10 protein-coding genes are annotated in these 12,002 nt (G+C 70.2%); 6 read left to right on the top strand and 4 right to left on the bottom strand.

Going from position 1 to position 12,002, the window contains the following annotated elements:
* The first annotated feature begins 118 nt into the window (after positions 1 to 118).
* Both HJC40_RS00345 and HJC40_RS00350 read left to right on the top strand, forming a co-directional pair.
* Positions 119 to 766 carry a hypothetical protein gene (locus HJC40_RS00345; protein ID WP_249997527.1) on the top strand — a complete coding sequence of 216 codons (648 nt, stop codon included), beginning with the start codon at positions 119 to 121 and terminating at the stop codon, positions 764 to 766.
* A 16-nt stretch (positions 767 to 782) separates the two neighbouring features.
* A complete protein-coding gene (locus HJC40_RS00350; protein ID WP_249997529.1) occupies positions 783 to 1,685 on the top strand; it encodes a hypothetical protein in 903 nt (300 codons plus the stop codon).
* Here the strand turns inward: HJC40_RS00350 and HJC40_RS00355 are convergent, their stop codons facing one another.
* Entirely contained in the window at positions 1,686 to 3,614 is a 1,929-nt protein-coding gene (locus HJC40_RS00355) for a glycosyltransferase family 2 protein (RefSeq protein WP_249997531.1), read from the bottom strand.
* 180 nt (positions 3,615 to 3,794) lie between these two features.
* On the opposite strand from HJC40_RS00355, the gene HJC40_RS00360 reads away from it, so the two are divergent.
* The gene (locus HJC40_RS00360) at positions 3,795 to 6,173 is read left to right on the top strand and encodes a bifunctional diguanylate cyclase/phosphodiesterase (RefSeq protein ID WP_249997532.1); all 2,379 of its coding nucleotides are present in this window, start codon (positions 3,795 to 3,797) and stop codon (positions 6,171 to 6,173) included.
* 11 nt (positions 6,174 to 6,184) lie between these two features.
* Here the strand turns inward: HJC40_RS00360 and HJC40_RS00365 are convergent, their stop codons facing one another.
* Positions 6,185 to 7,246, bottom strand: coding sequence for a DUF2293 domain-containing protein (locus tag HJC40_RS00365; protein WP_249997534.1), 1,062 nt, complete (start codon positions 7,244 to 7,246; stop codon positions 6,185 to 6,187).
* Positions 7,247 to 7,335: 89 nt separating this feature from the next.
* Here HJC40_RS00365 and HJC40_RS00370 point away from each other — a divergent pair, with 89 nt between their 5' ends.
* The gene (locus HJC40_RS00370; RefSeq protein ID WP_249997535.1) at positions 7,336 to 9,327 is read left to right on the top strand and encodes a prolyl oligopeptidase family serine peptidase; all 1,992 of its coding nucleotides are present in this window, start codon (positions 7,336 to 7,338) and stop codon (positions 9,325 to 9,327) included.
* Between the two features lie 8 nt (positions 9,328 to 9,335).
* Here HJC40_RS00370 and HJC40_RS00375 read toward each other — a convergent pair whose 3' ends face one another.
* On the bottom strand, positions 9,336 to 9,929 hold the full coding sequence (locus HJC40_RS00375; RefSeq protein WP_249997537.1) for a hypothetical protein: 594 nt from the start codon (positions 9,927 to 9,929) through the stop codon (positions 9,336 to 9,338).
* 226 nt (positions 9,930 to 10,155) lie between these two features.
* Here HJC40_RS00375 and HJC40_RS00380 point away from each other — a divergent pair, with 226 nt between their 5' ends.
* Together HJC40_RS00380 and HJC40_RS00385 are read left to right on the top strand one after the other, a co-directional pair.
* The gene (locus tag HJC40_RS00380; RefSeq protein ID WP_249997539.1) at positions 10,156 to 10,764 is read left to right on the top strand and encodes a hypothetical protein; all 609 of its coding nucleotides are present in this window, start codon (positions 10,156 to 10,158) and stop codon (positions 10,762 to 10,764) included.
* A gap of 4 nt (positions 10,765 to 10,768) precedes the next feature.
* Positions 10,769 to 11,122 carry a hypothetical protein gene (locus HJC40_RS00385; protein WP_249997541.1) on the top strand — a complete coding sequence of 118 codons (354 nt, stop codon included), beginning with the start codon at positions 10,769 to 10,771 and terminating at the stop codon, positions 11,120 to 11,122.
* Positions 11,123 to 11,418: 296 nt separating this feature from the next.
* Here HJC40_RS00385 and HJC40_RS00390 read toward each other — a convergent pair whose 3' ends face one another.
* Complete coding sequence (locus HJC40_RS00390) at positions 11,419 to 11,964, bottom strand: DinB family protein (protein ID WP_249997543.1); 546 nt, start codon at positions 11,962 to 11,964, stop codon at positions 11,419 to 11,421.
* Between the last annotated feature and the right edge of the window lie 38 nt (positions 11,965 to 12,002).

The following is a 12,002-nucleotide window of genomic DNA, read 5'->3' on the forward strand; positions in this document are numbered from 1 at the left end:
GTCGCGGAATACCTGAGGAGGTCGGCGTTCACATCTAAGGGTCAGTTCCCGATGTGCCGCCTATCCGGCCCGGGCGACGCTTCCTGGCATCAGCACCCGATCCAGGAGGAGCGACGACATGTCCACCGCTGCAACGATCAACATCCAGAACATCGCCACCGAGCTCAAGCAGTGGCGCTTCGGTCAGGGCCGGCCGCAGCCGGAGCTCATCTACCCGAAGTCGGTCTTCGAAAGCCGGCCGGACCGCAACCTCAGCCTGAAGAGCCTCAAGCTGCGCAAGCTCCTGCAGTACGGCGAGCAGAACTTCGGGATCAACCTGATCTACAGCCGCGACACCGAACCGGCGACCGAGCGGGCGGTCCGCCGCTGGTTCCTGGCCCGTCCGGGTGACCAGGCCCGCCCGGTGGCGTTCGGCGAGAAGGTGGCGCTCGCCAACGGGCGTGGCGACTCTTTCCTCCGGTACAGCCGCCGCGAGTTCGGGATCAACCTGGCCTGGTCGAAGGAGCCGGTCTACGAATGGAAGATCCTGGGCGGCGCGACCGGACAGCCGGTCCGCACCGGTAAGGACGTCGCGATCTTCAATATGAACGTGGACGGCACCGGAGGACCCGACGGCGACTTCCTCATCCACCTGGACCGCAGCGTGGGGTGCGACATCGGATGGACGACCAGCCCGTCCTGGCTCGACACGCTGACCCGGCTGGCCGGTGTCGTCATCCGCGACAACAGCTGGCGGGCGGCGGTTCTCGCGGCGCTCAGCGTCTGACGATCGAGGACGAGTGATGGCTGCATACACAAGTGTCGCGGCCGCCGGACCGGCGCGCGGACATGCGCCGGTCCCGTCGTCCGACAACGCCGCACGCGGACGGTGGGGGACGGTGGTGGGTCACCTGATCGCCGCCGTCGGCTCGGCCGCGACCGCCGCCGGAGTGGTTCTGGCCGTCGTCGATCGGCCCGCCCACATGGGTTCGTTCCGGACCGTGGTCGTGACGAGTGGCGTCTCGTACGAGGAGTACCAGCAGCGACTCGTACCTCCGCACCCGTTCGGTCACGGGCTGGCGCTCGCCGCGGCCACGCCGTCGCCGGCCGGTCCGGCGGACGCCGGCCAGCCCGCCTCCGGGGAGCCGTTCCTGAAGCAGGAGCAGCCGGCCGGGGATTCGGTGCGACTCGTGGTCCCGGACACCGAACCGGAGGCCACCTCGGAGGCGAAGGTGACCGCCGCCCGGGCCTGCGCCGGTCAGCGCCTGAACCGCTGCGGCGAGGTGGCCGAATCCCTGGCGAGGGTTCGACAAGCCGCCGCCGACGGCCGCCCGCAGTCGTCGGCGCAGTCCCGGGCGACGGTCAAGCGGATCATCAAGGGAAGCCGGACCAGGCTGACGAACAGCGGCAAGAAGCAGATGGTGGGCGCGGTCGTCGACGTCAACCTCGACATCGAGGGGCTACGGGGGAAGACGGTCGCCCTGTCGTGGTCGTTGTGGCAGGGACCCGGAACCGAGACCCGGATCTATGGTTCCTGGCTCAACGAGAACCTTGCGTACGAGCTGACCGCGACGTCTGATCACGACACCGCGAGCGTGAGCTTCTGGATTCCGCTGCCCAAGGCCGACGGCCCGTATTTCCTCCGGTCGAAGCTCACCCGGGCGGGCGAGGCGATGGCCACGAGCGACAGCCAGCCGTTCGACTGATCATGAGCGTGGTCCAGCGCCGCCGGCGGCCCCGATTACGACGTCGGGCCGCCGCGCGACGCCGGTCGCCTCGGCCAGTTCGGTGGCTGTCACGTAGCCCTCCTCGACGGCCAGGTCACCGAGACGGCGCCACGGGCCGTCGGTGGTGATCTGGCGGTCCAGCAGTTCGCCCAGCTGGGCCTCGGTCAGCAGGCCGGCGGCCATGAGCAGGTGGCCGACCCGGCGCCGGGCGATCACCGGCTGGGCGGGTGACCAGCGGCTCAGCGTGAGGTGGGCGACCGGGATCAGGCAGGTGGCGATGGTCAGGCCGGCCCAGATGTAGAGGGACACGAAGGCGTGGTGCATCGCCACCCCGGCGACGATGAAGGCTGCGCTCAGGGCCGTCCAGGCCAGGTGCGGGCGGAACGTGCGCCACGAGTCGCCGGTCGCGGCGGAGCCCTTGGCCGTGACGACGTACGCGAGGGGGCGCCCGGCCAGCTGGGCGGCGGCAGCGGCGAGGTATACCGGCGCGGTGGCCAGTTCCAGCACCATCCCGCTCAAGCCCCAGGAGCGGCGCTCATGGGTGACCAGGTTGAACCGGCGGGTGAACTGCACGAAGGCCAGGCCGGCGACCAGGTTCACCAGGAACAGCGCCGCCCACACGAGGCTGGGCAGCCGGGTGATCGTGACGCCCCCGACCAGATAGAGCCCGGTGAGGAAGATGCCGCCCAGCCAGGAGATCGCCGTGGTCGGGTAGTGCGTCTGCAGCGCGGCGAAGGACAGTCGCTGGCTCATCAGAGGCAGCCGGCGCAGGACCGCGGGCGAGTGGCCGCGGGCGATCTGCCAGATGCCGTACGCCCAGCGCTTCTGCTGGCTGAAGAAGTCGGAGTACGTTGCCGGGCCCTCGCCCACCGCGACCACATCGGGGGTGTAGACGCCGCGCCACGCGTTGCCGGTGACGGGGTTGACCGCCCCGAAGATCACCATCGAGGTGAGGTGGTCCTCGATGATGGAGTCCTGGTAGCCGTCGATCTGCCGGAACGCCGCGGGCCGGTAAAGATGGTTGGTGCCGATGAGCAGCGGGGCGCCGCGCCCGTTTCCACCCCGCTGGATCACGCCGTGGAAGAGGTAGGCGAGTTCCGCCGCGCCCCGGGCCACGAACGACTCGGTCAGGTTCGCGTACACCTGCGGGGCCACCAAGAAGGCGGTGTCCGGGTCGGCGAAGTAACCCAGGGTGCGTTCCAGGAAGTTCGGGTACGGCACGTGGTCGGGGTCCATCTGGGCGACCACGTCGTATTCGGTCTCGTGCACCGACCGCCAGGCATTGTGGTTGCCGTGCTTGGTGCGGGCCCGGAACTGACCGGTGGCCTGGTTCCACTCCGGCCGGCCCTTGCGGCTGAAGTGGCGTACGCCGAGCCGCTCGCACCGGCGCCGCACCTCCGGGTCGTCGCCCTCGTCCAGCAGCCAGACGTCGAGGACGCCGTCGTGCCGGATCCGCAGCATCGCGCGCAGCGTGGCCATCACGAGCTCGACCGGTTCCTTGCCGGGAACGATCGTGGTGAGGACAGCCACGCGCAGGCCCGGGGGCGGCACCATCGGGATCGGATCGCGGGCCCGGGCGGCGAAGAACGTCAGCACCAGGGTGCGCAGGGCGACGATGATCTGCATGCCGACCATGACGGCGAGGCCGGCCACGGTCAGGACCGCAGCCACGGGGCCGAGGGTGTGCAGGGCTGGAAGGTTGCCGGGCAGCAGGAGGTAGACCGCGAGCGCCACGGCGGCGATCACATGCAGGACGCCGAGCGAGCGCAGAATCCCTTCGTCCCGGCGGGTGTACGCGTGGCGGTACGCGACACGGGTCCCGGTGGGCTGCAGAGCACCCGTGAGATCCGTCGCCGTACGTCCGTACAGGGCGCCGGGCACCCGTCGTTCGGCACCGTCGTTCGTCACGTGACCGCCTCTGCTGTCGTGCCCGTCGTCCTCCTATCGACCGCACGTCCGGAAAGCTGATCGAAGACCGGCGCCGGTGCCGGGCGCGCAGGATCTCCGGAACGTGATGGCCGGCTCGTTGAAGGTCGAACGTTCGGGGGAGATCCGGTCCACACCGGGACCGTTAGTGTCGGGCGCGTGATGCGGACAGCGGTTCAGCCGACGGCTCGCCGCAGCACCGAGGCGGCCGGGGCGCCGACGACCTCTCGGCGGTACGTGCAAGCCACCGCCGCCGTCGTCGTGGTCGGCACCGTCTGGTGCCTGGCCTATCTCACGGTCGGCGCCGGGCTCGAGGCTTTCGCGTACGTCTTCGTCCCGATCGGTGGCGCGCTGGCGACCGCGTCCGTCTACGACCTGGTGCGCAGGCAGTCAGGGCTCGACCCGGTGGCCGTACGGTTCTGGCGCGCTGTCCTCGTCGCGGTCGGCACCATCACGTTCGGGTACGCGTGGTTCGCGGTGGACATGTTCGCGCACGTCGACCAGGTCCGTACCCGCAGCATGCCCACGCCGGCGGCGGCCTTCGCGGTCCTCGGGTTCGTGATCGCCATCTGGGCACTGGCCCGGGTGCCGGTCGTCGCGGCCGGCGGCGTCGAGCGGTGGCGCCTCGTGCTCGATCGGACGATCGCGTTCCTGGGCTGCTCGGCGGTGTTGTGGTATCTCGGGCTGGCCCCGATGCTGTCGGCCCGGGAGCCGTGGAGCCGGCAGGCGATGGTGCTGGTCGGGCTCGGCTTCGTGGTCGCGGTGGGGGCCGCGACGAAGGCCTCGTACATCGCCGGCGGGCCGGTCGACCGGGTGGCGATCCGTTTCATCGCGGGCGCCGGTGGTGTTCCGGCCGCGGTCGTCTCCGTGCTCGCCGTGCAGTTCGGTTACATCGCGACTGTTCCGGCCCAGGCGATCGTCATGCCGCTGGCCCCGATGCTGATCACGCTGGGGGTCGTCGCTCAGGGGCGCGCGGACCGCGGGTTGCGGCGGGACACCGCTCGCGTCGGCGTGCTGCTGCCGTACCTGGCCATGGCGCTGGTCGACGTGCCGCTGGTCGCCGTCGCGTTCGGCGCGCCGTTGCGCTGGCCGGTGCGGGTGGTCCTGATCGCCGCGGTCGTGGTGACGGCTCTGGTCATGGCCCGGCAGTATCTCGCGTACCAGGAGAATGCCCGCCTGCTGCGGAACGCGCGTTTCCAGGAGCAACGGCTGCAGTACGAGGTCAGCCACGACGGTCTGACCGGGCTGGCCAACCGGGCGCTGTTCCGGGACAGGCTCACGACCGCGCTGGGCGCCGCGGATCCGGTCGCGGTGCTGCTCATCGACCTGGACGACTTCAAGGCCGTGAACGACCTGCTCGGGCATGGGGTCGGCGACCGGCTGCTCATCTCGGTGGCGCGGCTGCTGCAGGCCGAAGCGGGCGGCAGCGGTCTGCCGGTACGGGTGGGCGGCGACGAGTTCGCGGTGGTGCTGACCGGGGACGGCGCCGATCCCGAGGGCCTGGCCGGTCGGCTGCTGGCCGCTCTCTCGCAGCCGATCAGCGAGCACCGGCTGCTGGTGCAGGCCAGCATCGGCATAGCCGTCGCGGCGCCCGGGGCCACCGTCGACTCGATCCTGCGGAACGCCGACGTCGCGATGTACATGGCCAAACAGCAGGGCAAGGCCGGCTTCGTCCGGTACGCCGACGGCATGGGGGAGCCGGTGCTGGCCCACATGCAACTCGGCGGGGAGCTGCGGCGAGCCCTCGACAACGACGAGTTCCGGGTCGTCTATCAGCCCATCATGCGTCTGGACGGTCACCGGATCATCGGGGTCGAGGCGCTCGTCCGGTGGCATCACCCGACCCGGGGCGTGGTCGGCCCGGCCGAGTTCATCCCGGCCGCCGAACGGACCGGTCTGATCGTGCCGCTGGGCCGGTTCGTGTTGCGGGAGACCTGTCGTCAGGCCGCGGCGTGGCTGGCCGAGTTCGGGCCGGACGCGCTCAAGGAGGCCGGGCTGAACGTTTCCGCGCGGCAACTGCACGACCCCGACTTCGTCTCGGACGTGGCTGCCGCGCTGGCCGACAGCGGGCTTCCGTGCGAGCGGCTGGTCCTCGAGGTCACCGAATCGGCGGTCCTGCGCGGTCAGCAGGTCTCCCGGGCCCTGTACGAGCTCGACCGCATGGGCATCCGTCTCGCGTTGGACGACTTCGGCACGGGAGAGTCGTCGCTCAGCCTGTTGCGGGCGTTCCCGGCCGCGATCGTCAAGCTCGACAAGTCGTTCGTGGACGGCATCGAGATCGACGACGGCCATCCGGCCGCCGCGGATGCCCGTCGGGCGGTGGCCCGGGCGGTCATCCAGCTCGCTCACGCGCTCGGCCTGGACACCGTGGCCGAGGGCATCGAGAGCCCCGAGCAGGTGACCGCGCTCCGCGAGCTCGGCTACACCCTGGGCCAGGGCTTCCACCTGGCCGTGCCGATGACCGCCGACGGTGTGTCGCGCCTGCTGGAACGTCAGCGGACGACGGCGACGCGGCTTCGGATCGGCAGCCGGCCGGCCTGAGCCGGCCACCGCTACGGGCCCGGGCGCTGCCACTGCTGGAGGACGCGGTCGATGTCCTCGCGGATCCGCTCGCGGGCCTCGCCGCGGGGCACGCCGGCCATGAGCAGGTCGTCGTACGGGGTGTCCTCGTGGCGCACCGAGGCGACCACCGCGCGCCTCACCGCGTCCGGGTCGAGGGCCCGGCCGGCGGCGCTGCGGCCCACCCGGCCGCTGCCCCGGGTGCCGGTGTGTTCGCTGATCGCCGCCGCACGGGCCGGTGGGCAGGCGGGGAACAGGAGGCCGATCTGCTCGGCCAGCCGGTGCTGGAAGGTCTCGTCGGCGGCCTCCCGGCGCTCCCGGTCGCGCTCGCGACGCCGGGCCCGGGCCTCCTCGTCGGACAGGCACTGCAGCTCGGCCTGCTCGATGGCGGCCGGCTCGACCAGCAGGCCCTGCCGCTCGTGGCGCTTGCGGGAGCGGTTGAACCGCATCACCACGGCCGAGAGCCGGCTGGCCTGCTTGGCCCGCCGGGTCAGCGCGGCGTCGCCGGCCGGCAGGAACACGAGGTGGTCGAGGTCGGCGCAGACGAGGCAGAGAGGGCCGTCGTTCTCCATCGTCAGCAGGTCGGCGTCGGTCTGCCCGCAGCCGGTGCACGTGAACGACTTGACGGGCTGGATCACGACGAGATCCGGCGGCTTGCTGTGCTTGGTGGTCAGCCGCTCCCGCTGCTGCTCGGTCAGGTCGGCCGGCATCCAGTGCGTGCGGTACGCGCGTTCCCGCTCCGGATCGCCCGCGGCGGTGAAACGCAACGGGTGCCGGTCGCGGGTGGCCGCCACGTACTCGATCTCGCTCGGCCGCAGACCCTGACCGGCCACCCAGCGATGGAAGATCTCCAGCGCGTCGGTGAGCCGGTCGGCCGACACCGCCGCGACCGCCTCGAGGTGGGATGCCCGGCCCTGCCGCCAGTCGGTCACCACCCCGGGCGGCACCCAGCCGATCGCGGTCAGCACGTCCAGCGGGCTCACCTGACGCTGCTGCGTGAGCGCCCGCTCGGCCGCGGTCACCACCCGGCGTTCCAGCTTCGAGGTGGGCTGCATGGACGCAGAGATTACCCGCCGTACGAGGGGGTGGGTTGGCAAGGAGGGCGCGGTGGTGCGATCGTCGAGCCAGTGAATCGAGGGTGGGGGTGGCAACGCTGGACGCCGACGATCCGTACCTCTGGCTCGAGGCTGTCGACGACGCCGACGCGATGCGGTGGGTCACCGAGCGCAACGCCGAGACCCTGGCGGCGCTGAGTGGTGAAAGCTTCGACCGGACGCGGGACGCGCTTCGGGAGGTCCTCGACAGCAAGGAGCGGATCCCGTATCCGGCCTGGCGGGGCGACGGCTTCTACTACAGCTTCTGGCAGGACGCCGACCATCCGCGGGGGCTGTGGCGGCGTACGACCCTGGAGCAGTTCCGCGGTGACGAGCCCGACTGGGATGTCCTGCTGGACGTCGACGCGCTGAACCGGGCCGAGGGGGAGAACTGGACCTGGGCCGGCGTGACGGTGCTCCGGCCGGGCTACGACCGTTGCCTGATCGAACTGTCCCGCGGCGGCGCCGACGCCGTGGTGGTGCGTGAGTTCGACCTCGTCCGCCGGATGTTCGTCGAGGACGGTTTCTCGGTGCCGGAGGCCAAGACCGACGTCGGCTGGATCGACGCCGATCACATCTTCGTCGGCACCGACTTCGGGCCGGGCTCGCTGACGTCCTCGGGATATCCGCGGGTCGTCAAGCGGTGGCGGCGCGGCACCCCGCTGTCCGAGGCCGAGCTGATCTTCGAAGGGGAGCCCGACGACGTCTCGGTCCGGGCCCGGCACGATGCGACACCCGGTTTCGAGCGCGACTTCGTCGGCCGCAGTGTGGACTTCTACCACAGCGAGCACTTCCTGCGGAGGCCGAGCGGAGAGCTCGTACGGATAGAGGTTCCGGACGACGCGAGGGCCGACGTGCACCGCGATTGGCTGCTCGTCCGGCTCCGGTCACCGTGGCTCGGCTTTCCGTCCGGTGCGCTGCTCGCCGCCGACTTCGACCGTTTCCTGAGCGGCGACCGTGATCTGACGGTCCTGTTCCAGCCGGACGACCACACCTCGCTGAGGTCGTATTCGTGGACCCGGAACCATCTGATCCTGGTCACGATGACCGACGTCCGGACCGAGGCGTACGTGTTGACGCCGGACACCCCGGACTGGCGCCGCGAGTCGATGGCCGGCACCGCGGAATTCGACCACACCTGGATCGTCGACACCGACCCCGACAACAACGACTCGTACCTGATCGCGTCCGAAGGTTTCCTGCGGCCGGCGACTCTGAGCCTGGGCACCGAGGTCCTCAAACGCCAGCCCGCGTTCTTCGACACGGACGGGATGACGGTCCGGCAGTTCTTCGCCGTCTCCGCGGACGGCACGCGCGTTCCCTATTTCGTCGTCGGCGGCCCGTCCGAGGGGCCGACCCTCCTTTACGGGTACGGCGGATTCGAGATCCCGCTGCTGCCGAGCTACAGCGGCGTCCTCGGACGGGGCTGGCTCGCGCACGGCGGCACCTACGTGGTCGCGAACATTCGCGGTGGCGGCGAATACGGTCCCGAATGGCACCGGGCCGCGCTGCGTGGCAACCGCATGCGGGCGTTCGAGGATTTCGCCGCGGTCGCCACCGACCTGGTGCGACGCGGCATCACGACGCCGTCCCGGCTGGGCATCATGGGCGGCAGCAACGGCGGTGTGCTGATGGGCGTCATGCTGACCCGCTACCCGGAACTGTTCGGCGCGGTCGTGGCCCGGGTGCCCATTCTCGACATGCGCCGCTACACCAAGCTGCTGGCCGGGAAGTCGTGGACAGCCGAATACGGCGATCCCGACGACGAGGCGGACTGGGCCTATCTGCGCGAATACTCGCCGTACCAGAACGTCCGGCCCGGCTCGTACCCGCCCGCCCTGCTGATGACCTCGACCCGGGACGACCGGGTCCATCCCGGTCACGCCCGCAAGATGATGGCGGCGTTACGCGAAAAGGGCCACCAGGCCACCTATTACGAGAACGTGGAGGGTGGCCACGGCGGCGCGGCCGACAACGACCAGGCGGCCACGATGTGGGCCCTGATCCTCGAATTCCTGCGCCGCGAGCTCCACCCGGGATAGCGCCGGCCCTACTGTTGCCCCAGGTCGAGCAATTCCAGGTAGCCGTCGACGGCGTCCCACAGGTGGTTCTCGGGATAGACGCCGTGACCGCGGTGATCGCTGCGCCAATCCCGGTCCGCATAGCGGTCTCGCACCTGTCGCAGGTGGCGCAGACTGATGGCCAAGTCCTCGGCGAGACGCTGACGCTGCTCGTCGTCGGTGAGCGGCAGCAGGCGCAGGTGCTCCGCGTCCCGCCGCGCGAGCGCGTCCAGGGCGGCCGAGTCGGGGCCGTCCAGCGACCAGATGCGCAAAGGCCGGTCCACCATGCTGTCGGCCACCGGCCGGCGTGCGGAACGCCAGCACCGGAGCGCGGGCGCCTTGTCGAGACCCAGCAGGGCAACCAGACCGACGGACACCGGCGGCGTCGTACCCCACGGAACCTCCTCCGCCGGAAGGTCCAAGGCGAAGGCCACCCGGACGACGTCGACCTCGTCGGGCCCGTCGAAGATCGGCCCGAAGGTGTAGGCCGCCACCAGGACGGGCTCCTGGCCCGGGTACGCGACAGCCCGCTGACAACTGTCAGCAATGGTCCGCAGCCGCCGCACGGCCTTCTCATACCGCATCCGGACATTGTGGCAAGCCCTCGCGGCCCGCGTCAGCGTGTCAGTCAGGAAGATCAACGCATAGATGCTGCTTGATACCGTGCTGCAGCATGAGAAGAAACTGCGACCGGGCTGAACCGCAGCAGGCATAGTCGTGACTGCGCGACCCAGAAACCACGGCGACGGGGAGGACGACGGTCAAGAGTCGTCGCCGGATCGCCCGGAGTCAGGTGCCGACCCAGGCCCCGTGAGCAGTGTGGCCGCCGCCCAGAGGAAGGCGGAGCAGGTCGCCGAGCGTGGTCATCCCGGGGCCGGCCGTGATCGCGTTGCGCCCGGCTCCACGTCCGGTGACATCGAGCTTCAGGCCGTTCAGCGGCGATACGACCAGCTCGGCGACGATCCTCCTCGGTTCGACATCGCCGCGCATGACCGGACGTATGAGGACGACGGTGCGCACACGGTTCTCAAGCACGGGCCTCAGCTGCCTTTGCCGAGGCAGCCAGGTGTGCGGACGGTCGAGGGCCGGATCTACAGCGAGACGGGATGGGACAAGGCGGCCAGCAAGTCCTACAAGTGGACCGACGTCGGAACCATGAATCGGGAAGTGAACCGATACGTCCGGGAGAATTGGCAGGCGATCCGCGACGATCTTGCGATCGACCAATTTCATGAAGGCCTGTCCGACGCCGGGCACCGTGTCGGGCAGGGCTATTACAACAAGGGCATGTACGGCGCCGGTCCGCGGCAGGCGGAGTACGGCGAGACCAGTCTTTTCCGGGTGCGTATCCGCGTTGTGGAAGGCTCGGATCCGGCGGTGCCGTTCATCGTCAGCGCGTTCCCCGCGGGGCTAGGGTAAGCCGATGGACACGTCGGGGCTTCCCGAGTCGGTTCGCCGGCGGATCGCTCAGCGCTCCGCGCTCGCGCCGATGGACAAGGTGCGGGCGCTGCTCCACGGCTATGTCGCGGATGCGGAGAACTTCGACGAGATCCGAGCGGAACTGCTGCGGACGGCGCGGACCAACGACCTCTTTCTGCGGCAGTATCTCGAAGCGTTGGACGTCATCCTGGTCGAGCCGCAGCCCCCGGGCACGTTGTTGCGACTCGTGGAGGACGACGCCAACTGGGGAATCGACCACGACCAGAGCGACGACGGCGCAGCCGCGTTCCTGCGCGAGGTGGCCGAGACGTTGCGATCGATCATCTCCAGGATCTGACGCGGTGAGCCCGCTATGCGGTCAGCCGCCGACCAGGGGGATCAGGCGGATTAAGGAGACCTCGTTGTCGGGTGGCAATTGGGCGGCGATGACCGCGGACAACCGATAGGGCTGCGCGTTGTGGTGCGGCCCGTACTTACGGGTTGCGTTCAGCGCCCAGTCGAGGTCGCCGCGGCGCCACGGCAGAGTTCATGCCGAAGAGGTACGACAGAAATGTCGAGGGCCGGCAGGAAAGCGGGGAGGATCGGCGTGCGACAAGATGCCGCGCGGCCCGGGACGAGAACCGCAGACCGGCCTCACTGACCTGTGCGGCCGTCGATGCACTCGCGCAGCAGGTCGGCGTGGCCGCAGTGGCGCGCGTACTCCTCCACCATGTGGATCAGGATGTCGCGCACGCTCGCCTCGCCGTCGCCGCCCGCGACCTTGGCCATCGCCCCCAGATCGGTCACGTCGTCCAGCCAGCGGTCGGCTGCGGCGATCTGCGCCCGCCAGCTCGTGAACGCCTCCTCGATTACGGCCGGGTCGGCCGTAGCACCGTGGAATTCCTCATCGCCGTCGGGCGACGAGTAGAGGCGCGGGACGTCGGGGTTGCCCTGCAACGTTCGGTAGAACCAGCCGTGCTCGACCCGGGCCATGTGCCGGATCAGGCCCAGCAGGCTCATGATGGACGGCGGCACCGAGCGGGTGGCCAGTTGCTCCGGGGTCAGGCCGTCGCATTTCAGGCCCAGGGTCAGGCGATAGTTCGTGAGGTACTCCCGGATAGTGGCCAGCTCGCCGACCGGTTGGCCGTACGTCCGCGGGTCGTCGCCGGGCGCTGCCCACATTCCGTCGAAGTTCGTCATGATCCCTACCCTGGCCGACGGGCCGCACTCCCGCCAGC

It is taken from the genome of Actinoplanes sp. M2I2 (genome assembly GCF_023544445.1).
GTDB lineage: Bacteria > Actinomycetota > Actinomycetes > Mycobacteriales > Micromonosporaceae > Actinoplanes.